22 protein-coding genes and 2 pseudogenes are annotated in these 23,740 nt (G+C 68.6%); 11 read left to right on the forward strand and 13 right to left on the reverse strand.

From position 1 onward, the window contains the following. Nucleotides 1–40: 40 nt before the first annotated feature. From OG520_RS44830 to OG520_RS44865, 8 genes are all read right to left on the reverse strand, one after another. Nucleotides 41–2,686, reverse strand: a complete 2,646-nt coding sequence (locus OG520_RS44830; RefSeq protein WP_331737335.1) for a hypothetical protein — start codon at nt 2,684–2,686, stop codon at nt 41–43. A gap of 55 nt (nt 2,687–2,741) precedes the next feature. Next, a complete protein-coding gene (locus tag OG520_RS44835; protein WP_331737338.1) occupies nt 2,742–3,116 on the reverse strand; it encodes a hypothetical protein in 375 nt (124 codons plus the stop codon). 271 nt (nt 3,117–3,387) lie between these two features. After that, a complete protein-coding gene (locus OG520_RS44840; RefSeq protein ID WP_331737341.1) occupies nt 3,388–3,717 on the reverse strand; it encodes a hypothetical protein in 330 nt (109 codons plus the stop codon). Further along, the gene (locus OG520_RS44845) at nt 3,717–3,896 is read right to left on the reverse strand and encodes a hypothetical protein (RefSeq protein ID WP_331737343.1); all 180 of its coding nucleotides are present in this window, start codon (nt 3,894–3,896) and stop codon (nt 3,717–3,719) included. Before OG520_RS44845 ends, OG520_RS44840 begins: the two co-directional genes overlap by 1 nt. Beyond that, complete coding sequence (locus tag OG520_RS44850; RefSeq protein WP_331737345.1) at nt 3,889–4,110, reverse strand: hypothetical protein; 222 nt, start codon at nt 4,108–4,110, stop codon at nt 3,889–3,891. The genes OG520_RS44845 and OG520_RS44850 overlap by 8 nt, the downstream gene beginning before the upstream one ends. Before the next feature lie 118 nt (nt 4,111–4,228). Then, the gene (locus OG520_RS44855) at nt 4,229–4,606 is read right to left on the reverse strand and encodes a hypothetical protein (protein ID WP_406016804.1); all 378 of its coding nucleotides are present in this window, start codon (nt 4,604–4,606) and stop codon (nt 4,229–4,231) included. Between the two features lie 183 nt (nt 4,607–4,789). After that, entirely contained in the window at nt 4,790–5,389 is a 600-nt protein-coding gene (locus OG520_RS44860; RefSeq protein ID WP_406016805.1) for a WhiB family transcriptional regulator, read from the reverse strand. 88 nt (nt 5,390–5,477) lie between these two features. Then, the gene (locus tag OG520_RS44865; protein ID WP_331737350.1) at nt 5,478–6,314 is read right to left on the reverse strand and encodes a hypothetical protein; all 837 of its coding nucleotides are present in this window, start codon (nt 6,312–6,314) and stop codon (nt 5,478–5,480) included. Between the two features lie 370 nt (nt 6,315–6,684). Between OG520_RS44865 and OG520_RS44870 the strand changes: the two genes are divergently transcribed. Beyond that, a complete protein-coding gene (locus OG520_RS44870) occupies nt 6,685–7,017 on the forward strand; it encodes a GntR family transcriptional regulator (protein WP_266816710.1) in 333 nt (110 codons plus the stop codon). A 206-nt stretch (nt 7,018–7,223) separates the two neighbouring features. After that, a pseudogene (locus tag OG520_RS44875) lies at nt 7,224–7,442 on the forward strand (helix-turn-helix domain-containing protein); the annotation flags it as partial. A gap of 591 nt (nt 7,443–8,033) precedes the next feature. On the opposite strand, the gene OG520_RS44880 reads toward OG520_RS44875, so the two are convergent. Then, on the reverse strand, nt 8,034–8,648 hold the full coding sequence (locus OG520_RS44880) for a hypothetical protein (protein WP_331737354.1): 615 nt from the start codon (nt 8,646–8,648) through the stop codon (nt 8,034–8,036). Nucleotides 8,649–8,701: 53 nt separating this feature from the next. Here OG520_RS44880 and OG520_RS44885 point away from each other — a divergent pair. The 6 genes and pseudogenes from OG520_RS44885 to OG520_RS44910 all read left to right on the forward strand — a co-directional run bounded on the left by OG520_RS44885 (nt 8,702) and on the right by OG520_RS44910 (nt 14,380). Next, nucleotides 8,702–9,906: pseudogene (locus OG520_RS44885) on the forward strand (dihydrofolate reductase family protein). 161 nt (nt 9,907–10,067) lie between these two features. Further along, the gene (locus OG520_RS44890; RefSeq protein WP_406016816.1) at nt 10,068–10,334 is read left to right on the forward strand and encodes a helix-turn-helix transcriptional regulator; all 267 of its coding nucleotides are present in this window, start codon (nt 10,068–10,070) and stop codon (nt 10,332–10,334) included. 995 nt (nt 10,335–11,329) lie between these two features. After that, nucleotides 11,330–12,595, forward strand: a complete 1,266-nt coding sequence (locus OG520_RS44895; protein ID WP_406016806.1) for a cell wall protein — start codon at nt 11,330–11,332, stop codon at nt 12,593–12,595. After that, nucleotides 12,592–13,452, forward strand: a complete 861-nt coding sequence (locus OG520_RS44900; RefSeq protein WP_331737362.1) for a DUF721 domain-containing protein — start codon at nt 12,592–12,594, stop codon at nt 13,450–13,452. Before OG520_RS44895 ends, OG520_RS44900 begins: the two co-directional genes overlap by 4 nt. Before the next feature lie 224 nt (nt 13,453–13,676). Beyond that, on the forward strand, nt 13,677–14,183 hold the full coding sequence (locus tag OG520_RS44905) for a hypothetical protein (RefSeq protein ID WP_331737364.1): 507 nt from the start codon (nt 13,677–13,679) through the stop codon (nt 14,181–14,183). After that, nucleotides 14,165–14,380, forward strand: a complete 216-nt coding sequence (locus tag OG520_RS44910) for a hypothetical protein (protein ID WP_331737366.1) — start codon at nt 14,165–14,167, stop codon at nt 14,378–14,380. The genes OG520_RS44905 and OG520_RS44910 overlap by 19 nt, the downstream gene beginning before the upstream one ends. Nucleotides 14,381–14,406: 26 nt before the next feature. On the opposite strand, the gene OG520_RS44915 is transcribed toward OG520_RS44910, so the two are convergent. Then, the gene (locus OG520_RS44915; RefSeq protein WP_331737369.1) at nt 14,407–16,218 is read right to left on the reverse strand and encodes a hypothetical protein; all 1,812 of its coding nucleotides are present in this window, start codon (nt 16,216–16,218) and stop codon (nt 14,407–14,409) included. 703 nt (nt 16,219–16,921) lie between these two features. Between OG520_RS44915 and OG520_RS44920 the strand changes: the two genes are divergently transcribed. After that, entirely contained in the window at nt 16,922–17,335 is a 414-nt protein-coding gene (locus OG520_RS44920) for a hypothetical protein (RefSeq protein WP_331737372.1), read from the forward strand. A gap of 7 nt (nt 17,336–17,342) precedes the next feature. On the opposite strand, the gene OG520_RS44925 is transcribed toward OG520_RS44920, so the two are convergent. From OG520_RS44925 to OG520_RS44935, 3 genes are all read right to left on the reverse strand, one after another. Beyond that, nucleotides 17,343–17,465, reverse strand: a complete 123-nt coding sequence (locus tag OG520_RS44925) for a hypothetical protein (RefSeq protein ID WP_331737374.1) — start codon at nt 17,463–17,465, stop codon at nt 17,343–17,345. After that, on the reverse strand, nt 17,465–17,791 hold the full coding sequence (locus OG520_RS44930; protein ID WP_331737376.1) for a hypothetical protein: 327 nt from the start codon (nt 17,789–17,791) through the stop codon (nt 17,465–17,467). Before OG520_RS44930 ends, OG520_RS44925 begins: the two co-directional genes overlap by 1 nt. Nucleotides 17,792–18,526: 735 nt before the next feature. Next, nucleotides 18,527–19,333, reverse strand: a complete 807-nt coding sequence (locus OG520_RS44935) for a Cof-type HAD-IIB family hydrolase (RefSeq protein WP_331737378.1) — start codon at nt 19,331–19,333, stop codon at nt 18,527–18,529. Nucleotides 19,334–19,636: 303 nt separating this feature from the next. Here OG520_RS44935 and OG520_RS44940 point away from each other — a divergent pair, with 303 nt between their 5' ends. Both OG520_RS44940 and OG520_RS44945 read left to right on the forward strand, forming a co-directional pair. Continuing rightward, nucleotides 19,637–20,827 (forward strand): hypothetical protein, encoded by a 1,191-nt coding sequence (locus OG520_RS44940; protein WP_331737380.1) that lies wholly within the window; start codon nt 19,637–19,639, stop codon nt 20,825–20,827. Beyond that, nucleotides 20,824–23,682, forward strand: coding sequence for an HAD family hydrolase (locus tag OG520_RS44945; protein WP_331737381.1), 2,859 nt, complete (start codon nt 20,824–20,826; stop codon nt 23,680–23,682). Before OG520_RS44940 ends, OG520_RS44945 begins: the two co-directional genes overlap by 4 nt. Nucleotides 23,683–23,740 lie beyond the last annotated feature (58 nt).

The following is a 23,740-nucleotide window of genomic DNA, read 5'->3' on the forward strand; positions in this document are numbered from 1 at the left end:
ACCATGCGGGGCCAGGTCCGGCGCGGTCTGTGCGGTCCGGTCAGCGGACCGCGTGCTGCTTGAGCGCGACGGCGATCTGACCGGCGCGGTCCGTGGCGATGGACCCGCCCTCGGTCCGGACCGCGTTCGCGATGTTGGACCGGTTCAGCGGCCGGTCCTCGGTCCGGAGCCGGTCCAGCGCGGTCCGTTCCAGGTCCGTGAGCGTGATGACGGTCCGGTCCGGACCGCTTTCCGTGCCCCGGTCCGGAGCGTTGTCGGCGCTTTCTGCCGGACCGCTGACCGGTCCGGTCCGGTCCGGGGTTCCGGTCCGGACCGTCACGCCGCGCGTGACCGGTGCGGTGTGCGTGGCGGGCACGCTCTTCGCCTTCCGGTCCGGACCGGCCGGACCGTGCAGGTCAATCGTGGTGCGGTCCGTCGGACCGGGCTCCAGTGCAAGGGCCGGTCCGGCGGTCCGATCCGGGCGGTCCGTGGACCGGACCGGACCGTGGACCGCGTGCCAGTCGTCCGGACCGGACCGGACCGGGTACCGGTCGTGCTGGACCGGGCGGACCGGACCGGGGCTGTCGACTGGTCCGGACCGGTCCATGCGGGTGAGAGTGAGGACCGTGGGGATGGCGGCCGGACCGTGGTCGTCGGTCCCAATACGGGGGACGACGACACGGTGCAGGGCCCGTCCGGTCCGGACCGCCCTGCGGTCCGCGAGGTCCGCACCGGCCGCGGTCCAGGCCCGGTCCAGGGTGGTCAGTCGCGCATCGGTGATCGCGAGGGACCAGGCGGTGAAGCTGTGGACCGGGTAGCGGATCCAGCGGACCATGCCGATCGAGGGCCGCGCCTTGGCGACCTTGCCGTCCTCACGGAGCGTGCGGCGGTGGATCAGCGAGGCGTAGAGCTCCCACAGCACCATCCCGACAATCGACATGGCGGCGAACGCGACGGCCTTCGGCGTGAAGTGCCAGTAGGTGATCTGCTCCGTCCACGCCTGGGCCGCGTCGTCCCACATCCGGCTGCCGGGCACGGGTTCGCCGGAGGCGTGCCAGAAGTTCATGACCGCGGCACCGAGCGCGAAAATCCACGTTGAGACCCGGTACAGGGTTCCGGCATCCCCGCCCCGGCGGGCCTGGTGGTACATCCACCCGACGAACGCCGTCGACAGCTCCCACGCAGCGGCGAAAAGGATCGTGAACGGCATGACCCAGCCGAGGATGTCCCCGGCGAACCCGGCCTGCCCGGTCCACGCGACCGCCATCGGCGCGGTGATCGGACCGACCACCATCAACCGCTCCGCGTTCACCTTGACGAACTTCTTGACCCGGTCCGCCATGGCCGGCTGCCCGGCCCGACGTACGGCCCGTGCCTCACGGGCCTTCGCCTTCCGGGCATCCTTCTCGTCCCGCCTCGCCGTACGGGCCTCGTTCTTCAGGCGCTTGCGTTCCAGCGCCTGCTCGGTCCGTGAGGTCGCCCGCTGCATCCGGGCAGCTGCTTCTGCCAGGGCGTCGTTGGCGGCCTTCAGCGTGACCTCCGCGTCCGCTTCCCTCACCCTGGCCTGCGCGAGGACGCTCTCAGCGGCCTCAAGGTCGGCGTCCCGCTTCGTCCGGGCCTGCTCCACAAGCCGGTCAGCGGCTTCGCGGGCGGTGCGGGCGGTGCGTTCGGCGTCCTCGGCCGCGGTCGCCCGCAGCCGCCTGACGTCCTCCTCGGCCAGGCGCCGGACACGGGCAACTTCCTGACGGGCCGTCTCCTGCTCCCGGGCCGCGTCCTCACGCATCCGGGCAGCAGCCGCGCGTGCCTCACGCAGCTGCCGCTCACTCTCGGAAGCAGCTTTCGCACGGACGGCCTCCAGCTCCTGGCTGGTCGACGCACGCAGTCCGGCCGACGCCTCCTCGGCCTCCTCCCGCACCCGGGCCGCTTCGGCCTGCGCCAGGACCCGCACGGACACGGCCTCGGTGCGGGCGGAGGCGAGCTGCTGATCAGCCTCCGCACCCGCCCGGTCCAGAACGCCCTGAGCGGTGGCCCGGATCGTGGCGGCCTCGTCGGCGGCGGCTGCCAGGAGCGTCTGAGCCTCGCGGCCGGCGGCGGACCGGAGCTGCTCGGCCTGCGCCTGGGCGCGTTTCTCGATCGCCGTGCCGATCCGGGCGGCTTCCGCACGGTGGCGCGCGGCCAGAGCCCGTGCCGCCGTCCGCTCGTTCCTCGCATCGCTGCGGGCCTGGTCACGGATCTGGTCCGCGTCCCGGTCGGCCGCGGCGCGGATGATATCGGCGTCGGCCGTGGACTCACGCAACCGCCGTCCTGCCTCTTCGACGACATCGGCCATCACCTGGCGGGCGTGACCGTCAGCCGCCGCGCGAACGGCGGCTGACTGGCGGTCCGCTGCGCGGAGCAGGTCCTGGGCGCGGAGCTCAGCGTCGGCCAGGACCTGCTGCATCTCACGGTGCGCGGTCTCCCGTACGAGGTCGGCGACGTCGGCGGCCCGGTCCCGGGCATCGGCCACCACCGGATCAGCGGCCGGACGCACCGGCTTCGGCGCGACGACGACCGGGTCACGGGGCGCAGCGACCAGAGCGGCAGCGGTGCTGGGCTTCGGCCTGGTCGCGGTGGTCTTTGAGGTTCGGGCGGGCCGCGGCTTGCGCCGGGCCGGAGACTTCGAGCGGGCACTCGCCACGGCGGGGAACTCCTTGAAGTAGTGGGGCACCGGCCGCCCCCGAAATGAGAAACAGGGGGCGGACCGGTGCGGGAGAAGAGCAGGGTCAGGTGCGCGGGAGGTCCGGACGCCGGGAGGCAGTGGTGCTCTGCGCGATGAGCCAGGCCACAGCAGCCGGGGCCATGTCGGCCGCGCCCGTGTCGAGCGGTGCGGTGTCGATGTCGTGCATCGCGTCGGCCGGCGGCAGCAGCCGCATGTACCGGGCGCGGGCCGACGTGATCCTGGCGCTGGTATCCAGACGGACCAGGCTGTAGCAGAACTCGCTGCTGCTGAACGGGACGACCGCGTCGACCCGGCAGACCACCGTGTGGCCCGCCTTGCCGAGCCAGAAGCGCTCGGGGTCGCGGTAAAGGACGTAGTCGTCGCACCGGTAGGTGGCCGGTGCGGCGACCGTGACGGCGTCGGGGATGTGTGCGTGCATGTGCGTCTCCCTCGGATCGGGACGGGCTTGTGCCCGGGGCAGGGGTCACGAAAAACCGGCTGCCCGTGGGGCGGGCTACCAGCTAGGACAAGGAGCACCGAGCGGGCGACGGATTCGTTGTCCGTCTCGTGTCACGGGTCAGCGCGAGCGCAGGCGGCGAAGGTGGGCCTTCGTTGGTGGTGGTCGGGCTGTCCGGCTCCCCGTCACCGCGAAACGCCCCTCGTCACCGTGCGACCAGGGGCGTTTCGCGGATCAGGCAACCAGCAGACCGTCACCAGCCGTTGACGAATGCCTCGTAATACGGGTGGCCGAAGCGGGCAGCCGCCGCGTACTCGCGCGACGCCTGCGCACCGCGGCCCCAGATCCCGGCCGCCACGGGGTGCCCCTCGGCGGTCAGCCGGTCCGCGACCGCCTGCTGACACGCGGAGGACTGCTCGTAGTCGGCGGCGATGGCCTGCATCTCCGCGTAGGAGTAGAGCGGCGGGACCGGCGGGGCCATCTCCCCGAGCACGGTGTAGCTGTCGTACTCGGCGGCGCACCACTGGGTGGGGTCGCCGTGCTGGTCGCGGAACCGGGCGAGGGTGTCGTTGTCGAAGGTCATCAGGTGCCTCCTCGTGAGCGGATAAGGCGCAGGTAGTCGTTCTGGAGGTCGGCGAACTGCTGGTACATCTGGGCTCCGTCCGGGCAGTCCTGCCCGGACCCGCAGGGCGAGCAGCCCTTGCGGTGGGTGCGCCATGCGTCGCTGGCGCGCATGTAGCGGGTATGCAGGTCGTCAGCCATGGCGGCCTGACTGGTGGTTGGGCATGTGGGGCGATGCCTCTCGGGGACGTGCGGGGTGGGTGTCGGTGACACGGTGGCCGGCGTCCCACGCTCTCGCGGCCGCCGTGGCGGCGGCCGCGAGGAGCGTGAGGGTGATCGGGTGGGCCAGCCCGCGCGCGGTGATGGCCCGGACCGCGTGATGCTGTGCGATCCGGGCGGCTCGTATGGGGTGCACGCTGGCTACTTCTTGCCTCCGCCGCACTGGCAGGGCTCGTGCACCACCGTCTGGTACGGCTTGCCATCAGCCCCGACGTGGTTCACCGTCACCAGACGCGGCGGGTGTCCGCAGCTGCTCATCGGGCCACCCCCGTCGGCGTCACCGTGGTGGTCGGGGCCGGAGCGATACCGCCACAGCGGCACGTCCAGTACCCGCACAGCACGCACGCGTCGTCCGCGGAATGGAAGGTCAGCGGGCGGGTGAGGTGCAGGATCGGCTGGAGCTCGGTGCCCGGGGCCATGTCGGCGAGGGTGCGGCGGGCACGGCGGCCGGCCGCTCGGGCACGGATATCGCCGGTGGCGACGAGCTGTCCGATGACCTGGTGGAACTGATCGGTCTCGTCCCGCTCGTAGCCGCGTGCGTCGTCCTCGCGCCGGATGTCGTCGATCTTCCCGGCACGCGGTACGAGGGCGACGCCGGTAAGCGTGAGCGCCTCACGCGTAATAATGCTCATGCGGATGAACTCCTGTGAGATGGCGTGGATCCGTGCTGGCCCCCGGCACATATGGCGTCTTCAGCGCCGTGTCGGGGGTCGCCCCCGGTCGGGGACTGTGCACGGTTGGGGTCTCCTGTAGCCCCACGCCGACACCAGCCCGCGATGCGGCGGGCTGGGGGCGACGTGGAGAACAGGAGCAGGTCAAGCTGCGACCACGAGGTCTCCGTCTTCTCGGGCAAAGACGAAGTCGAAGGTGACATCGGCGCCGGCCGCGTTGTAGACAGCGATGTCCCAGGCCCTGCCCTGGTCAGCGATCCGCATGACCATCGCCCCGATCCGCTCGACAGCCTCGCGCGGCAGACCCGGCTTCGTAGCCGGCCCGGCGTCCATCGTGTAGGCGAGCGTGAACCTCTCGCTGCGGGCTGCGGCGTTGCGCTCCAGGAAGTGCTGCCAGTCGGCGGCGGCAGCGGCGGCGAGACGGCCGGGCTGGCGAATCTCGCGGTCGATGGCCAGCTGCTGGCCGGTTCGGCCGCCGCGGACAAGGTCGTCGCTCGCACGATCACCTGCCCCGTCGCGCAGAGCGAGCTCCTCGCACGCCGCCCGAACAGGACAGGCGGCACAGAGCTTCTGGGCGGCCGCCTGCTGCGCCGCCCAAATCACGGGCGGTGCACTGCGGTTGCGGTTGAGCAGATCGCGGTACTGCTCCCGGTCGTCGCAGCGGGCGCCAGCAGTGACGGCGGCCTGGAGCACGGGGCGGCGAGCTAAGCGGGCGGCCTGGGGGGCAATCCTGTTGAGCGTCATGGCGGATCCTTCCGTGGTGGGCTGGTGTGCGGGCAGCGTGATGAGCCCCCAGGCCAGAGGCGCCTGGGGGCTCATCACGCGTGAGTTGTCAGATGTGGAGGTGGTCGAGAGGCAGGCCGGGGCCGCCGTGCATAGGGGCGGGCCACGAAGCGGTGCGGCGGACGAGCTCGTGCTCGTCGACGAGCGTCTTCTTCGACCGTGCTTCGGGGCGCGGGAGGTTGTGACGGTCGCGGGTCGCCCGCGCGACCTTCGGGAGGGCCGCCTTCAGCGACTCCCGCCGCGCGGCGCGCTGCTGATCGGCGGCGCGGCGGTCGCGGAGGGCCTGCTGCTCGTGGGTAAGTACGGCAGTGGCCTCGACCTCGCGGAGCGCGATCTCCAGCTCGCGGCCCTCAGCACACCGGCCGCTGCTCCCGCACATCATGCACATAGCGTGGTGCGCGGTGTGCGCGCTGCGGGCCCGGTCCAGGAGCGGGAGCAGTCTGGCTTCGGCGGAGGCGGCCCGCTGTGCGCGGGTGGCAGCGAGCTGGTGAACGGCGGCCGGAGTCGTCGTCACGGGCTTGGGCAGCACCTTGGTCGCGCGACGGGACGCCGTGGTCGGGGCCGCCTGGACCAGGTCGGTACGCCACTTGGTGACCGCGATGTTGATCGAGACCTGGCGGTTGCTGCTGGAGCAGCGGCGTGGGCTGGTAGTGCGGTGGCGCCTGGTGTGGTGCGGGACGAGCTTCGGAGTGCTGAGCATGTCGGTGATCGGGGTCCACCGCGAGCAGTTGGGGCATACGAGGTGCTCTTTGCCCGGCGTCAGATCGATCTCGTTGGTCTTGAGGGTGGAGGCGACGATCGGCGGGAGGTGGCTGACGTTCTTCGTGCGGGTCTTACGGCGGCGCTTGCTGGCTTCAGGCTTCGCGGCTACGGCCGTGGTGGTCATGGATGCTCCTCGGATCAGAGGGGGAGGGGCTGCATCGCGGTGGGCTCTCCGCCCGCCAGGCGCACGGCCGAGGCCGGCGGTCCTGGAGGACGGACAACGCATCTGCGTTGCGACGTGCACGGGAGCGCTCGGTCAGGGGACCGATCCGGGGGATTTGGTCGAGCTATCAACCCCGGCCCTCCCCCTCTTCGGGGCAAGGGCTCCTGCGGTAGAACAAGTGGTGCCACCGAGGTGGCGATCTGCTGCGGTCTCGCTTATGCCGACCAACCGGCCTTGTCGACATGGCTAACTTAGTTGATACAGTCCGGTCGGTCAAGTGCTTCACTGAGGAAGCTAGCTAAGTTGATGAGGGCGACCTACGATGATGCTCATGACCAACGAGGCAGTGCAGCCGTACCAGCGAATCGTGCGGGACGTTCAAGAGAAGATCGTCTCGGGTCAGTTCACGGGCGGCGAGAAGCTGCCGAGCACCCGTGACCTGGCAACTGAGCACCGAGTTTCCCCCGGAACTGTTCAACGAGCACTCGCTGAACTGCGTTCCGCCGGCCTCATCTACTCCCACCAAGGCAGCGGGTCCTACGTCAGCGAATCCGCCAGCACGACGGATCTGGATCCGACCGCCCAAGCCATCAAGGCGCTTGAGACTCAAGTGGAGAGGCTCGCCGCCCGACTGGACCGGATTGAGAACAGACTCAACGACTGATCCTCTTCCACTCATAACCGCGTTCATCGGTAGCCCTCCTCTGCCCGTTCCCGGTTCGCGTTTCGCTGACCTCGTTTCTATTTCCAATCACCCCGCCACCGGGAGGGGTGCCATGAGGCCCAGGAAGCTGGCCCCGCGGGCCCCATCTGGGAGAGGGTGACACCGCAGCAGCACACCTCGATCAGCAACGGGATACCGGAGGGCACATGGGGCAACAGCCGAGGGAACTGACGCCAAACGCCAGCCCGTGGCACCGCTGGGGATATGAGCTTCGAGAAACCCGGAAAGCCCGAGGAATGTCCCTGCAGGCCCTCTCAGAGCTCGCGCTCTGTGACAAGGCCCACCTGGGACGATTTGAGCGCGCTGAACGTCCTGTGCCCCGAGCCATTGCGCTCACCCTTGACGACAAACTCAACGCGGGCGGCGCATTAGTCCGCGGCTGGGACCGCGCCAACGAAGACCAGCCCAGCGCAACAGCCACGCACGGCACGTCCAGAGCGGAGGCCCGGAGCCATGGGGCCAAAGCCCGGAGCCATGAGGCCAAGCCCATGTCACCCCTGGCCACCAGCACGTTCGGGCAGGCAGGCTCAAACGATGACGACGCAGACACGGTCGTCGTCCCCTGCCGCCGCCCCAACGGAAGGATCTTCTTCGTGCCCGTACCTCGCCGCACTGTGTTGGCCTCTGCCGTCGCCGGGTTCGCCGTCATGGCTGTGCCAGCTCCTGCCACGGCCTCCAACGCCCTATCTGCCGGAATGAAGTCCCCTGCGGAGCACTACACACAGCTCCGCCGCGTGATGATCCAGACCGACAACTTGATCGGCCCCCGGCACGTTCTACCCGCAATCCAGCAGCATCTCGCCACGCTTGCCGCCCGCCGGCGCACCGCCCGAGGCATTGACGGCACTCGTCTCCTGGAGCTGGAGACCCGGTACGAGGAGCTGGCTGGCTGGCTCGCTCAGGACATCGGTGATGACAGGGCAGCGTATGGGCACACCGCACGCGCTCTGGACGCCTCACACATGACCGGCGACCAAGCACTGACCGCGTACATCCTCGGCCGCAAGGCGCAGCTCGCTGTCGACACCGGCCATGCCGCCGACGCTCTTGGGCTCGCCGCCGCCGCCCGCCGAACGGCACGCCCCGGTAGTCGCCTTGAGGTAATTGCCGTTATGCATTAGGCCCATGCTCACGCGGCGCTTGGCGACGAAGCTGATGCCTTTCGCGACTACGACTCCGCGCTTGCTCTCCTGGATGCGTCCGACGACGACGGCGTTTGGGGCTCCTGGCTCGACGTTCCGTACATCCACACCGCGCGGGCCCGCTCCTACGCCGCCCTTGGCCGATACGACCAGGCTGCCGATGGCTTCCAGAGCGCACTCGCTGCTCTCCCCCCGGCCTACCGGCGCGATCGCGGTGTCTACCTCGCCCGTGCCGCGCGGGCCCACGCTGGCGCCGGCGACCACGTGCGCGCCGCCGAGACCGGTCTGCAGGCCGTCGGGATCGCCGCCGAGACCGGCAGCGCCCGGATCATCGGGCAGCTCGACAAGCTTGATCAGACCCTCGCAGCCGTCCCGCGTGATCCCGGGGTCGCCGAGTTCCGGGCCGCACTCGATCGAATCGTCCTTCACCTCGACTAACCGCTTGCCCCCGCCCCTCCCAACTCACCAACTGGAGCCGCCCCGTGTCCCGCCCGTACGTCTTGCTGTCCGCCGCCGTATCGATCGACGGATACCTCGACACCCGGCCGGGCGAGGACCGGCTCATGCTCTCCAACAAAGCGGATTTCGATCGCGTCGATTCCATTCGGGCAAGCTCCGACGCGATCCTCGTCGGCGCCGGCACCCTCCGCGCCGACAATCCCCGCCTCCTGGTGAACTCAGAGGAGCGCCGCGCCGCACGGATCGCGGCCGGCCTCCCGGAATACCCGCTCAAGGTCACCATCACGGGCACTGGTGACCTTGACCCCAGCTGGAAGTTTTGGCACTACGGGGGAGAGAAGCTTGTCCTCGCTGTTGGTAGTAAGGCGGCGGAGAAGGCTGGGGAGGCTCTCGGTGACCTCGCCGCCATCCAAGGTGTTCCTGCCAGCCACACCTGGCCGGTCGCCCTCGATGTCCTCGGCGACGTCTACGGCGTAAGGCGGCTCATGGTCGAAGGCGGCGGGCGGGTCCACACTCAGCTCCTACAGCAGGCTCTCGCCGATGAACTTCAGCTCGTCATCGCGCCTCTCTTCGTCGGCCAGAGCGACGCCGTACGGATGCTCGGCTCTGGGAACTACCTCGGTGGGCCTACCAATCGCATCCGCCACCTGGAGACCCGGCAGATCGGCGACGTCACGCTGCTCCGGTTCGCACCCAAGGAGCTCAGCAGGGAGGTGTCGTGAGCCATACTCCCTCGGCCTGCGGTCAGCCCGGCCCTGGCATCGAAGCCACCAGCGCCGACCGGGCCTGGCTGGCCATCGCCTGTGAACTCGCCGCTCTGTGCCCGACGTCCAGCACCGCCTTTAGCGTGGGTGCGGTCATCGTCGCTGCCGACGGCACGGAACTGGCTCGCAGCTACTCCCGGGAACGCGACCCCCACGACCATGCCGAGGAAGGCGCCCTGGCCAAACTCGCCGACGGTGATCCGCGCCTCGCGGACGCCACGATCTACAGCTCCCTTGAGCCATGCGCGAAGCGCGCGTCCCGGCCCCGGCCGTGTGCCCAGCTCATTTGGGCCGCTGGGATCCACCGCGTCGTCAGCGCCTGGCGTGAGCCGGACACGTTCGTCCCTGGCGCCGACGGCAACGAACTCCTTCAGGAAGCTGGGGCCACCATCATCGAGGTGCCGGAGTACGCCGCCGCGGCACAGGCGCCCAACCGTCACCTCCTTCAATCCCCGGGTGAATAGGTGACAACATCGGTGCCGCTTCGTCTACCTGGAAGAAAGTGCGGCACATGCGTGTGCGAGGACTGACAGGTATTCGGCTGGCCGAAACCCGTGTCCGCGTTCCCGTAGACCACCAGCGCCCTGTATCTTTTCAGGAAACGTTTTCCAGGATGGGGGTTGTGATGCCGGATCCGCTGCGGCGAGTTGATGCCTTGGTGGATGCTGACACCCTCCCGTCACCTCGCGTTCGGCAACAGTTGCGTGTCGCCGCGGGTCTCACCCAGGCGGAGGTCGCTGATGCCATCGGCGTCCAGCGCGTCGCCGTCGCACGGTGGGAGGCGGGACTCACCCAGCCTCACCGCGGGAATCGCCTGAAGTATGCGCACCTCCTCCGTCGGCTAGCCACGAAGTACCCGGACGCCGCCAAGGAGGCACCGAGTGAGGACTGACCTCGCGCACACCTTCGGGCATGCCGACTCCACCTTCGGATTCGAGGGGGTCGGGATGACCTAGTGGCCATCGGCCGCGCGTGCCAAGAAGCGGATTTACCACCCGCTGGCCTCGCGCGGCCCGTCTACCGACCGGAATAACCACCCGCGTCGGCTGCTCAAGTCCCGGTTCCCGCCGGTCCTGAGCTGCGGCTCACCGAGCCGCACATTTCCCAATCGGCCCCTTACCAGGGCCACCACTACCGGCCACTAACCACGGCCACCACAGCCGCGCAGCACCCAGTTGCGCTCACCGAATCGGTGTCGGTTGCGGGCCCCCACCACAGGGGCTTCGCAATTCGGCACCACCGGGAGGGGAGGAGAAATCTCCCCCCGCCCGATCGGTGTCCGCCCGCTTCTCACGAAGGGGGCAGCACCCGACACATCCGCACATCTGGCCGTCCAGCCCGGAGGGGCTCAGGTCGGTCCAGCTATATGGAGAGCAGGTCGTTTCTCATAGTGCCTGAGAATGGTGTCCCCTGTCAGCTCGACTGTGTCCGATTCACACCGGTTCGAGCGACCGATGCTTCCCATGTGACGGGATTCGCGTGCCGTCTCCGCCAGGTTCGCGGCATTAATCACGAAAGTTCTTCCGGTTGGAGTGTCACACCGGTCCCACTTCTCGGCACCTGTACCGAGGGGGGAGCCCCTGCCCTCCTGGCGGCGCCGACCGCCGCGCTGATCCACCCCGTTCGGGAGGACGTCGACAACTCCGTCGACGACGTCCTCGATGCGGCCGTCCCGTGTGGCGGGACGCGATCCGAAGTTCCTGCCCGCCCAGTGGGAGGGATCGGGGGTCTCGCCGGTTCCTGGCCTCTGTCCGCAGGCGGTCCGCGCGAGGCTGCCGGGATGATCTCTCTTTTGTCTGTCCGGGCGGGCCGGTGAGCGCCGCGGCGGCACCGGCCGCTGTGCTGATTCCTGCTCCGCGTTCATCGGCCGACGGAGATGCGGTCGGCGTGCTGCTGCCGGGAGTGCGGTTCCGTCTGGTAGTGGGGGAGGAGCAGGACGTTCTGTATACGGCGTCCCGGCGGTCCGAGCCGCGGGCGTGGCTGCGGTCGGTGGTGTGGCTGGTCGCTGCGGGGCTGCATCCGGAGGCGGGGCCATCGACGGTGGTGGTCGCGGAGGATCTGGCGGGCCGGATGGATTACCGGCGCGGGATCGTGGTCTATGACCTGGCGGGCACCGCGCGGCGGACCGGTATGTCGGTGGCGTCGGTGAAGCGGCATGTGAAGGTGCTGCGGGAGCTCGGCGCGCTGGTGTGGCTGGTGCGCGGGTCGAAGCGCAATCTGGCGCTGCCCGGTGAGCCGTACATGGCGACGGCGACCATCTACGGGGCGGTGATCCCCGTCGTGTACGACGAGGCGATGGGGCACCGGCTGGCCGGATCCGGGTACGAAGGCCGGGTGTGCGGGGTATCCGAGGCCGGCCGCGAGCGTGCGGTCACCGAAGCGGCCGTGCGCAGCCAGGCCCGCCAGGCCGGTCGCCACCGGACGGGGCGGTCGCAGTGGTCCGGCACGGGCGCCCGCCGGAATGCCGGTACCGGGCAGGGCCGGGGGGCTCTGCCTGTGGAAAACCGGGGTGTGGATAACTCCCGCTCACAGGGCCGTGAGCCCCATTCTCCTGGTAGTTACCACCGATCACCTGAAGTGCAGGTTGAGAGTGGTTGTAAATACACCTCGCGCCAGCGCGCGAGCCGCTCCACGACCTCCCCTGCCCCGCGAAAAGCCAGCTTCAACAGCGACGGGAGTCGCCGTACCGCTTCTCAGACACGGGCATCGGTAGCCATCACGTCTCGGGTCAGGGCCTTGGTGAACTGGACGCAGGGGGAAGACGTTCGCAGGCTGGACGTTGTGCTGCGGCCCCGTACGGACGCGGGATGGGACGAGCACATGATCGCGGCGGAGCTTCACTCCTGGATGCTGACCTGGCGCCCGTCCCGGCCTGCGGCGTACATCCGCGCGCGGCTGGCCAAGCAGGCCACCGCCGAACACGTGGCGGCTGCGCACGAAGTGGCCGAGGGCTGGGACGAGCAGGAGGCGTCCGGGACGCTGACCGCCTCGAAGCCGGGCCTGGTCCGCAGCGTGCTGGACGGACTCGCCGCCGGTATGGCCGCCTACTCCGCCCGCCAGGCCGAGCGCGGTCTGGACGACCTCACCGACACCTCGGCCGCCGCCGACATGGCCGCCTTCCTCGCCACCGAAACGACGGGAGCCCTGGCATGACCGACACGACCAGCGGCGTCGACCTCGCCCGCGTCGCCCTGCGCGCCGCCCGCGCCGCCGCAAAGACCCAGCCCCAGGCGAAGCGGCGCTCCGGAGCCTCCGCACCACCTTGCAGCCGGGGTGCGGGCCGGGACCCGCTGTCCTTCGGACAGGCCATCAGCAAGATGGTCGCCGAACGCGGCTGGGGCTCCCCAGCAGCAGCCGCCTCAGCGGCCAGCAGCATCCTCGACCAGTGGCCGGCCATCGCGCCCGAGCTCGTCGGCAAAGCCGACGCCGTTCGGTTTGATGCTGAGACCCGGACCCTGCACCTGCGTCCAGCCACCCCCGCTTACCGCACCCAGCTAAACCTCCACCAGAAGCAGATCACCGCGAAGGTTAACGATGCTGTCGGCCCGGACACCGTCCGACAACTGGAAATCCTGCGCCCCTCCACCCTCACCACCAGCCCGCCCCACGAGCCACCGTTCACTGGCGGCAGCCAGACACCTGCGCCTTCCGCCGCCCCACAACCTGCCGCGGTGTCCAAAGACCCTGTCCGGCGGAAAGCACCGGAAGGCTATTGCGAGGCCCTCGCCGCGCACCGCGCCACCTGGAACACCACGCAGCGGCAAACCAGCCCTAAGATCCAGGCGGCGATCGACCGGCAGATCCGGGAGCGGCTGCGAGAGCCGGACAACGCCTTCGCCGACGGTCGCCAGGCGGTGGAGGAGCCCCGTGCCAAAGCCGCCGCCCAGCAACGGGCGCGCTCCAGTGACGCAGCCAGGGCGCGGGCCCTGCAGCGACTGGCAGCAGAACGGGTCGGCCTGCCAACGATCACCCCAGTGGCTGCGCCTGAGCGCCTGGGGCGTACAGCGTGAGCAGGAGAGCGCGGCGTGAAGTGACCCCTGTCGCAACGCATCGTTGTCACTATGGGTTCGACACGGGTTCGGTGAGAGGTCGGGCTTCGCGCGAGCGCCGATCCAGCAGCGGTCCTGGGCAGTTCGGATATGAAGTGCCAAAGTGGTGAGGGGCGATGTGGGTACGGACAGGTGGTTGCGCGTCTGTGACTCGGGGCCTCGCCTGTGTCTGATCGGGAGATGACATGCCGAAGTCACGGAAGCGCCGCACCGCACGGTCCCGGGATCTGCGTAAGGATCTTCACCGCCGTCTCGCGACCCCCTTAAGCGAGCCGCGACCGAAGCACTCCTGCTACGAGCAGGTCTGCCCTGACGACGTCCTGATCGATGAGTTCGGTGAGGAAGGCGCAGACTGGCTGCAGGAGGAGTACGGCCGGCGTTTGACGCTTGCGGAGTTCAGCCTGGAACACAGCATCCGCATGGACGAGTTTCTGCTGAACGACCCGTTTACGGGGCCGGAGGTCACCACCGCCGAGAAGATCAGCAAGGTGATCGAGGTGACAGCCGATGTCATCCTGGCGATGGCTGAACAACAGGGCGTGCTCAACGAGGAACAAGCCCGCGAGGTCGCGGAAACTAAAGCCATGCCCCCCGTCGACCACGCGACCGAGGGTATCGACGTCGTACGCATCGCCTTCGAAACGGGAGGGTTCTTCCTCAACGACCGCGGCATGTGGGACTTCAGCGAATAGGGCTCATACAACTGCACCAGGTCCTCGCCGCGCACCGTGCCGCCTGGACCGCCGAGAGGAAGACGGACCTGAAGGTGCTGGCCGCCGCCCGGCGGCAGGGCTGCGTCAAGCCGGGACGGCGAGGCTGGAAGATTCCGCAGACGAACGAGGCCCTCTCTGGCTATCGCCTGTCCGCGAAGGTGCGGCACGGTGAATGACAGGCGCGGCCTTCAGCAGTCCCAGCTCAGTTGTGCAGTTTGGCCATGACTGCCTGGTGGGCTGTCCTCAACAGCTCCTGCTGTTCCTCATCGAGGCCGCGCGGCGTCTTGCTCCAGCTCGTGACTGCGAAGAAGGCGATCGGGCCGAGCAGCGGTTCCTGGCCTTCACCGAGGAGACTCAGCATGGACGCGCCGACGTAGTTCCTGTTCTCGCGAGTTGCTGGCACAAGTTCGCCAATGTAGGCGTTCACTGTGGGGGTGCCATCGATCATGATGCGATCCACGAAACCGCTGCCTGTCAGGGTAACGTCGGCACGCAACTCCTCTGCGGTTCCCTGCCGGAACTCGAGGCTTCCGTCAGGCGGTACAACCGCGTAGTAAAAGGATGAGGCGTCGCTCTGCTGAGCCTTACCGCTGGGGCCCTGAGGACTTTTGAAGTCAGGGACCGTCCAGCCGCCCCCGTCGTCTCCGACGAAGTCGGCGTCCATTTCATCGTCCTGACGACTATTGACCTTCTGTTGAAGTGCCCGGAACTTACCCAGGGCCTGGTTTGCCTTCTCGTGTTGGGCAAGCATCCGCAGTGCAACTGAATGCATCGCGGGGCGCGGAACCCAGTTCGGTAGCTCGTACTCGGGAATGGTCCGGTCCTTGGCATACTCGATACGGCGTGCCAGGTTCGTCACCGACGCCGACGACACCGCCCCGGGTTTGAGACCGGGAGTGCGCTGCCCCCAGGCGACGGCACCCGCAGTAGCGCTCCAGCAGACGGCAAGAACCTGTTCAAGGACGAAGCCGCCATTGAGAGCTTCCTTGATAGCGGAGTAGGCATCCGGAATTCGGTGCTCGGGGACAGATTCTTCCCGGTACTTCCTGATCAGCAGACCGTCAAGGTACGCCAGAGCCATGTCTGCTTCGATGTCGACGAGAGCGGCGCGTACACCATCAATGTTGTTCTCGAGACGGACTTCCATGGACACCTGGGCACGCAGGTTCCCGCTCACATCGTCGTCTTCCAACCACTCAGGCAGGGTCCAAGGAATTTGGTCGACGTAGACCCCGCGTACGGAATCGTCATCATCGAACGCGAAAGCGCCAGTGGTGGCAGGAAACGTGGGTGCCGCCCATCCAGTCCTGTGCAGTTCTTTGAACGCCTCGATGTCCCCTTCCGGCGTTCCCGTCAGGGTGTAGTCGAGCTTATTGAAGGGGCCGATGGACGTGGTGCCCGCCTTCTTCATGATCTGCGTCGAGGTAAGGAGAGCAAGGGCGGCCATGACCGTCTTCGGGTACTCCCCTCTGGGTTCCGCAGTCCGCTCCCGCTCCAGCCAGGCTTCCGCGTTCTTCACCCGCCGCGCCGTGCGGTCGGCCTCACGCTGCTCCGCCTGCTCAGCAGCCCTCCGTTTCTCGGCTGCGGTCGCACTTGCGCACTCGGCACATACCGACCTCGCGCTCACAGCGCTGGTAGGCATGTCCGAGGCCCACCAGCCGGTAGCGGCCATTTCCGAGCGGCTGGTAACCGTGACAGGCGCCGTGCACTGGGGGCAAAAAACGGTCAGCAGCGAAGCGTGAGAGGCGCCCTTCACGGCCTTGTAGATCTGGCTGGTGGACCCGAGCTCCGCTACCGGCCTCGCCCACACCCCTGGGCTCGAGAACTCCCAGTAACCCCGGCACAGCGCCGCCGTCTCGGCGTCGGCAGTCTCGTCGACATGCAACTCGACGAGCGGCTGCGCCTCGCTCGGAAACAGAATCCGCGGCGGTTCCGGCGCCCGTGCAACTGTTGCCGCAGCCTTCTGGTGAGCCCTGGCCCGCTCGCGCTTCCTGCGCCGATCCCGCTTCCCCATGGTGCCCCCTCTGATGCGAGATGCCAGCGTAGCGGCGGCATAGCTACTCGACAGGCCCGTTTCGGACGCCCGTACTTGACCCAGGCCGTGCGATTTCTGAGCACTCGAAGTACCTTGAGCAGACATCCGGGACAGCCCAATTCACTCTTTCCGGTACTGCCCGTGTTGTACGCGCCTGGTATAGCTGCGCCGCCGACCGTCAGGTACCGCGTGCCGAGGGAACGACCCACAGCCGCATGCGGAACGTCGAAAACTGCGCAAAGCTGGCCGGCCTCCCTCCGGCTGGCCATACCGGTGAATCCCACGAGGCGGGCGGCAGGACGGCGCAGGCGTGCCTGATCCGACAGCCGGACTTGGCGGCCCACTGGGGATGCACCCTGTCGGCGGTACGTACAGTGACCTTGGCTGGCCACGCACGTTGAAGGGCTATGCCGATGTCCTCAACGTCTCCCGCCCCGGCTCCCTGGAGCGCCCAGCAGCCCTTTCTGCTGACGTGAGCCGAGCTGTCTTGTCGGCCGTCCGTGAGAAGGCCCGGAACCGCACCTGTCCGGACTGCCGGGCCGCGCCGGGGGAGAAGTGCGCGCCGGATCGGGCTGGACGCTCACAGCTGCACCGGGGCCGGATCCAGGATGCGCAGCGAGCCTTGGCTCCTTTGCCTCCGTACCGGATCCTGCCACCGAGTACGGACCAGGAGCGAAGGTTCATGGAGCTGGATCCGGGCTGCGCCGACACCCTGGTCGTGTCGTGGCACAAAGACGTGCTTCGGGAACTGTTCAGCTCTCCATACGAGGCCACGGCTCTGCTGTGGCTGGCCCTGCAACAGGAGGGGCTGCGCCGGCCCGGGGAGCCGCCGGAGATCAGGAGTTTCCAGCTGGGGTTCTTGCTCGCGCCGGTGTTCTTCCTGACACCCGGCGAGTTCGTCGAGGCGGTGGACCGGCTCGACGCTCGCGGTTTCGTCGAGAGGGTCGGTGCCAGGGGAGTCTGGATCAACCCCGTGGTGGTCCGCGTTCTCGAGCGCCGGGAAATGCCCGCTCGCCTCCTGATGGAGTGGAACGCGGACAAAGTCAGCTGGCCAGGCCCCACGATGCCTGTGTTCCCCGATCCGGTGAACACCTGAACCGGGCTCAGATCTGCGCGGGCGCGGCCGGCTGGTGGTAGGAGGCGGGGTTGTGTAGCCATTTCTGGACCTGCCGGAGACCTTCGCGGAGCTGCTCGTCATCCGCGTCGGCGCGGGACTCCGCTCCCATCACGCCGCGCCCCGCAGTGCGGCACACAACGGGCCTACCCGTTTGCCGATCTCTGAACGCAACCCCTTGCCGTTCAGCGCGTCGATCTCGTCATCGGGCAGGGTGCGCACGCCCAGTTGCAGTGAGTCCGGATCGGCCAGCCAGCGCTCGACTTGGGTGAGACCGACGCCGATTTGCTCCAGGGACACCTCGTCCTGGCGCCGGACGCCCATGGAGCGGTTGGCCTCCGGGTGGATCGCGCGCAGCGGCTCCTTCTCGCGCAGGGCAAGGTCGGTAATTTCGGCGTTGATCAGTTTCCGGGCCTGGGCTTCGCTGAGCAGTGTCACTGGTTCGCACGGCCGAACCCGGGGCACGCCCCGCACAGCACCTCCGCATGGCGTGGCGAGCTACGAGCCGGACGCCGATACTGACGAGTTCTGCGGCATGCGGAAGTGGCGAGGGCCGACTACTTGGTGTCGACGTACCGGATCTGGCCGAGCCAGGCGCGTACGGCGTAGGTGAGGGCCAGAAGGCCGGGCGAGAAGATGCTGGCCCATGCCGCCGCAGGGCGACGGGGTTGAGGTGTACGCCGGCCGCGCTGCGTCAGGCCCGTGTCGAACGCCCTGGTACGGTCGGGTTTGTTCCGCCGTTGAAGCGGGCCGCGTAACTCGCGAAGCCGCGCTCGGGCGGGCGCGCCGTCCAGGGAGCTGCTGGGTTGTCATCTGCCGCCTCGTGCGGTGCTTTCTGCTCCTTCGGATGTCCGTTGGTGTTCGCCGGAGTCGGTCCGCCGACCGGCTCCGGAAGGGCTGGCCCGACCCCGCCGGCACCTGGGTGCGGCTCGTCACGGCAGCGGACGCGGATGCCGTCGACGCGCTGATGTACGCAGCTGGCGCCCGGCTCATCCCAGCTCTACGGTCCTCCATCGAGCAGGGCACGGCAGGCACCCGCCCTTCTGGACGGCCCGGAGGGCAAGACGTTCTTCGAGGACTTCGCGCGCCGGACCGTCGCCCGAACGCCGCGCCCGCAGCCCTCTTGGGAGGACCGCGGGCGCTAGGAGGACGGGCCGGAGGGTAGGGCTGTCGTCAGGCGACAGTGACGAAGTGTTCGAGGACGGCGGCCACGCCGTCCTCCTCGTTGGATGCGGTATGGCGGGTGACGGCGGCGCGGACGCTTTCGTGCGCGTTGCCCATGGCGTAGGCGGTCCCGGCCCATTCGAGGATGGTCAGGTCATTCGGCATGTCCCCGAAGGCGATCACGTCGGCGGCGTCAATGCCCCGCTCCGCACACAGCGCGGCCAAGGTTCCCGCCTTCGTGACGCCGGAGGCGCTGACCTCCAGCAGTCCGCTGCCGCCGGAGTGGGTGAACTGCGCCTTCCCTCCGGCCGCGCTCTCGGCGGTGGCGAGCATGGTGTCCGCGTCGACCTGCGCCGACCAAGCGAGGAGCTTGACGAACGGGGCGTCCAGGGACCACAGCCCCTCAACCGAGTCGACCGGGAACTCTGCCTCGGCGTCCTCCGGGAGGCGGTGGCCGTAGCCGGGGGCGAACACCACTTTGTGCCCCGTCTCCACGGCGAACCCGACGCCGTCCACCGCCCCGGTCAGCGCCTCGGCAACCTTGCGCGCATCCTCGGGGGGCAGGGTGCGCGACTCCAGCAGGGTCTGTGTGTCCACGTCGTACACCAGGGCTCCGTTGCTGCACACGGCCGTTCCGGACAATTCGGAGACAGCGGCCAGTTCGTCCACGAAACGGGGCGGACGGGCAGTGACGAAGACGACTTCGATGCCCGCTGTGGTGGCAGCCCGCAGAGCGCGCAGCGTGCGCTTCGAGACAGTTCGATCGTTGCGCAGCAGGGTGCCGTCGAGGTCGGTGGCGATCAGTTTGGGGATCATCGGGGCATCCTACTGATCACGTCGGCACTCCGATCCGTAAGCGTCCGGAAACATTCAGTTAATAGGCCGAGTTTACATGCTATACAGCCAATGGCAATGGTGGTTGTCATGATCGCGACGGCTATGAGGCGAGATGTCGGAATTCTAGGGCGCCCTGGATTCAATCGTCGATATTTGGCCATCACGCTCGCATCGTGCCCTTTCTCGTGAATACCCGAGCGTGATCTTCTGGGGATCGGGCGGCGCACCGAAACCTACGTAATGCCGCCTATATATTTCCGGCATTTTAGGGGGAGGTACTTGATGGCTATCCCACTCGCAGTCGAGGATTTCTTTTCCGTCGCCGTCGACGCGGCAAGACCCCTCAAAGGAAACGCGCTCAGGGATTCCAAGTTCTCCCGGCTGCTGTTCTCCAACGAGGGGCGTCGCTATCTCGCGACGCGTGAGCACTGGGAGAACGACCCGCCCGGGGCCGTGCCTGCACCGGACGGGCCGACGGCCGTCGAGGCCGTCGCAGGCCACTGCGGATACGGTGGTCCGGACTCGTTCATCGTCGACATGCAGGGCATCGACGCCTTCCTGTTCGCCCGGGCCAAGTACTTCCGCGACGAGGCCGCCCGCCAGGCCGCGCTCGCCTTGGGCGTGGTGCGGGAGGACCGGACCTACCTCAGGGTCGGCGCTGCGGGCGCACCGCCCACGGCCGACCACCCGGGCGGAGAGGTACTCGAACACTCTTTACTGCGCGGTTCCGACCTGGCTGGCGCCTCCCGGACGTCCAGTGGGTACCTTCCGGACGGCCACGAGTTCAGCGCGGCGGCGCCGCTGCGGACAGCCGCCTCACCGGGCCTGCTCGATCTGCGCAGTGTCTACTCGCACACCGCCTTCCTGCCCGAGGCCGCGAGCGTGGCGGGGAACGACGGGACGTCTGGACACCTGCTGCGGCTGGCGGGCGTCCCCGGCGGACTGAACGCGTTGGACGCCGTCAGCGAGTACGCCAGGGCCCGAGGCATCAGGTGCTACGCGATCCGGATGTTCGTCTCTGTCGCCGACGAGAGCGATCCGCCGGTCGTCGTCGGACGGGTGCTGCGCCGTATCCCGCGGCGTCGACTGCGCACCGTCCAGGAGGCCACGGACATCGCCTCGGAGCAGGTGTTCCGGCTGCGCCCCGGACAGGAGCTGCATTGTTTCGGTACGCACTATCCGCGCCGGTCCGTCGACTGGGAGGAGTTCCGCGACGGAAAGCCATACGAACCGCGCGGCCATATTCACATGGCCCTGCGTGGAACGGACGCGGACGCACATCAGCATGCCGTCTCGCATCTGCGGGAGCTCTTTGTGACGCCGGGCGCGAAATGCGATGTCGTGCTGACACCGGTGTCGGAAGTCGTGCGCGTCGAACCGATCGTCCGGCGTGGAAATCGCCTCGCGAGCCGGTGCACCGGCCGGACCATCATCGAGGAATTCGACCGGATTTCATGGAGGAAGTTACCGTGACAGCGCCCATGGCGGCCGCACTGGGACAGAAATGGCTGGTACTGGATGTCGACCGCACCCTGATCAACACCACCTCGTGGTACCGCGCCTGCATCGCGCCCGGACTCATGCTCACCCCGCAGGCGGTGGAGCGGTTCCGGGCGGCCAACGAACGCGCCTACGGCCTGGCCCCCACCCTCTCGGAAGCCGACTTCCGTGAACTCACCCTAAACCTGCTCAACTCCTCCTCGGCAGGCTGGTCGGCGCAACGGATGCGGAACGCGGGCCGCCGCATCGCCCGTGAACTGCCGCTCTACCCCGAAGTCGCCGTGTATCTGCGGCAGGTGCGGCAAAGACCCGGGCCGACGCCCCAGATCCTCTTCCTGAGCGCGGGTTACCAGCCTTTCATTGAGGGCGTCGTCGACGGCCTTCTGCGTGGCGCGCTCCTGCCGGGCTTGGCGTACGAGGTCGTCGGCTCGACCCTGGAGTTCTCGGGCGGCGATTGCGTACAGGGCATCGTCATCGACGGGGATGGTAAGGCCGAGGTGGTCTCGCGGCTGCTCGACGCCGGAGCCGAGATCGAGCTAATGGCCGACGACAACTACCACGACCACCCCATGTTCGAGCGCGTCGAAAAGGCCGGCGGCCGGGTGCTGCGGGTACACCACGAACCGGACCGCTCCTCCAGCCGCAGTTGGCGCGCGCTGCTCGCCGACGACCCTCACCTGGACCTCCATGCCCGCCTGGCCGGAGGCGACACCCACTACGCGTTGGACCGACCTCCGGTCGCCGACCGGTACGCCGACCGGCTGGACATCCTGCCGCCCACGGACAACAGTGTCGGCACCGGAACCGTCGACGCTGAGGTGTTCACCGGAGCGCTCGACGCCCTATGTGCACGCGTCGCCACGCCCGACGAGGCGGACCGGATGCGCCGGCACATCCTCGCCTGCGTGCACCAGGACGGCGACCTGATACGGCTGCGTGGCCGACTCTTCCACCTGGCCGCGCCGCCCTACCTGTTACCGGACCCCAGCACAAGCCGCGCCCGCTGGCGCGAGGCGCTCGACGGCGCGCTGGACGCCGCGGCCTGCCTGGACCGCGCGGACCTGCCCAGGCTGTGGCACGAACTCCCTGTCGCCCAGCGCTGGATCGTGCTCTGCGTCCTCGACCACCTCAAGAACGCGGCCACCCATGCCCTGGACGTCCTCACCCGCGGCGCTCTCGCAGACGGCGCGGCGGGCGCTATGGACGACGAACTTGAGGCGCTGGTCGAGGAGAGCCATCTCGCCTATTGGAGCGCGGTGTTCGCTACCCCGCGCCTCGGCGTGGTCCACCGTGCCGCCGCCTGGCAACGGATGCGCTCACTCGTACAAGAATGCGTGGCCATACCATTCAGGATGAGGGAACTCGACGACCCGGCCGTGATCGCCCGGTCCGTGCTCTCCCTGGCCCGGCAGTGCGAGGAACGCGGCGAATGGCCGGCCGGCATCGTCGACTTCCAGTCCGGGGCGCTCGAACTCGGCCTCGCCTTTGCCACCATCGCCCGGATCACCCGGCCGCACCGATCCCCCGTGGGCGTCACCCACGCCGTCTACTCCTCCAAGGACCTACTGCGCGGCCACGACCTCGCGGCCCCGCCCGACCTCGAATCCTTCGTCTCACGAGTGGCCAAGCACTTCAGGGAGCGGTTGTACTCCTGGCTGAACGGTGATGGAGTCGTACTCCTCTACGACAACAACGTCACGACCTTCACTACCCTGGCCGTCGCCAAGCGTGTGCTGGGCGGCTCCTCGGCGCGCGTCCGAGCCGCCGTGGCCTGCGTGAACTACGACAACATCGCCCGGCGGCTGCGCTCCCTGCCCGGCGAGGAGCTGTGCGAGGGATGGCAAGAGGTCCTCGACTACCGGCCCGTGACCGACTACGTCACCGCGTTCGCCACCTGGGGAACCAGCGCCAAGACACTGGAACTGCACCGGATGTACGCGGCACCGGCCGAACCGCCGCCGCTGCCCGGTACCGCCGTACCGGAGCCGGTCGGCCATGAGGGTTCCGAAGGCTTGCTGTTCAAGGTCTGCCGGGTGCACAACTCCTTCGACCTCGCCGCCGTGGTCGCGGCCGGCGCGCATGCCATCGGCATCCACGCGGTGTCCCCACCCGAGCCGGCCTACTCGGCCTCGCAAGAGCGCTACGGCCCCCTCGACCGCGCTCCGGTGCGCCGGGGCAACCTACCGCTCGCCCACTACGAGACCGAGGCGATCCGGCTGATGGCCACCATGCTCCCGCCCGGCCTCAAGGTTGTCGTGGTGATGGAGCGGGTACCGGACCGGCGCGACTGGCAGGCCCTGCTGGTCATCCTTGGTCTGCCCGGCTCCAGTGCGCTCCAGCTACAGTGCCGGGTCACCGCCGCCGAGCTGGCGCAACTGCGCCAGACGGCACCGGGCGGGCTGGTCTGCGCCGTCGGCGCAGACCAGGAGGATTTCGAGGAGTACTTCCGGTTCCTCGACGGCACTCTCGACCCGCGCAACGACCACATCCTGGTGGACCACTCTGTCCACCAGCCTGACCTGATCGCCGCCGGAGTGACGGACGCCCCTGGCCGGGCACTGACCGAGGATCTAGCCCGCGCCATGCGCGGCAACAGGGTCCCCGTGCTGGTGGCGGACGACACTAGTGCCCGGGCGGTCGTGGAGCGGTGCGCCTCACTACGGGCGCACGGCGTCCTCGTAGCCGGCTGCGATACCCAGAACAGCGTCGAAGTGCCCAAACAGGCCCAGCGCTACCGCCTGATCAAGGACGTACGCGGCGCCCAAGCCTTGGTCCGCAAGTGCCCGGACCGCCTTCGCGAGTGGACCTGGGCGCTCGACGGCGCCTGAATATCCCGGCCCCCACTTTTGCCATCCCACCCTTTTCGCGCCGCGCGGCGGCACAACC

It is taken from the genome of Streptomyces sp. NBC_00984, assembly GCF_045162475.1.
Classification (GTDB): Bacteria; Actinomycetota; Actinomycetes; order Streptomycetales; family Streptomycetaceae; genus Streptomyces.

Coding starts and splice junctions, on each gene's coding strand:
- OG520_RS44915 (WP_331737369.1), bottom strand. CDS start 16,218: ATGGGGAAGCGGGATCGGCGCAGGAAGCGCGAGCGGGCCAGGGCTCAC.
- OG520_RS44845 (WP_331737343.1), bottom strand. CDS start 3,896: ATGGCTGACGACCTGCATACCCGCTACATGCGCGCCAGCGACGCATGG.
- OG520_RS44860 (WP_406016805.1), bottom strand. CDS start 5,389: ATGACGCTCAACAGGATTGCCCCCCAGGCCGCCCGCTTAGCTCGCCGC.
- OG520_RS44935 (WP_331737378.1), bottom strand. CDS start 19,333: ATGATCCCCAAACTGATCGCCACCGACCTCGACGGCACCCTGCTGCGC.
- OG520_RS44840 (WP_331737341.1), bottom strand. CDS start 3,717: ATGACCTTCGACAACGACACCCTCGCCCGGTTCCGCGACCAGCACGGC.
- OG520_RS44835 (WP_331737338.1), bottom strand. CDS start 3,116: ATGCACGCACACATCCCCGACGCCGTCACGGTCGCCGCACCGGCCACC.
- OG520_RS44925 (WP_331737374.1), bottom strand. CDS start 17,465: ATGGGAGCGGAGTCCCGCGCCGACGCGGATGACGAGCAGCTCCGCGAA.
- OG520_RS44920 (WP_331737372.1), top strand. CDS start 16,922: ATGGAGCTGGATCCGGGCTGCGCCGACACCCTGGTCGTGTCGTGGCAC.
- OG520_RS44870 (WP_266816710.1), top strand. CDS start 6,685: ATGACCAACGAGGCAGTGCAGCCGTACCAGCGAATCGTGCGGGACGTT.
- OG520_RS44865 (WP_331737350.1), bottom strand. CDS start 6,314: ATGACCACCACGGCCGTAGCCGCGAAGCCTGAAGCCAGCAAGCGCCGC.
- OG520_RS44855 (WP_406016804.1), bottom strand. CDS start 4,606: ATGAGCATTATTACGCGTGAGGCGCTCACGCTTACCGGCGTCGCCCTC.
- OG520_RS44905 (WP_331737364.1), top strand. CDS start 13,677: ATGCCGAAGTCACGGAAGCGCCGCACCGCACGGTCCCGGGATCTGCGT.
- OG520_RS44940 (WP_331737380.1), top strand. CDS start 19,637: ATGGCTATCCCACTCGCAGTCGAGGATTTCTTTTCCGTCGCCGTCGAC.
- OG520_RS44900 (WP_331737362.1), top strand. CDS start 12,592: ATGACCGACACGACCAGCGGCGTCGACCTCGCCCGCGTCGCCCTGCGC.
- OG520_RS44890 (WP_406016816.1), top strand. CDS start 10,068: ATGCCGGATCCGCTGCGGCGAGTTGATGCCTTGGTGGATGCTGACACC.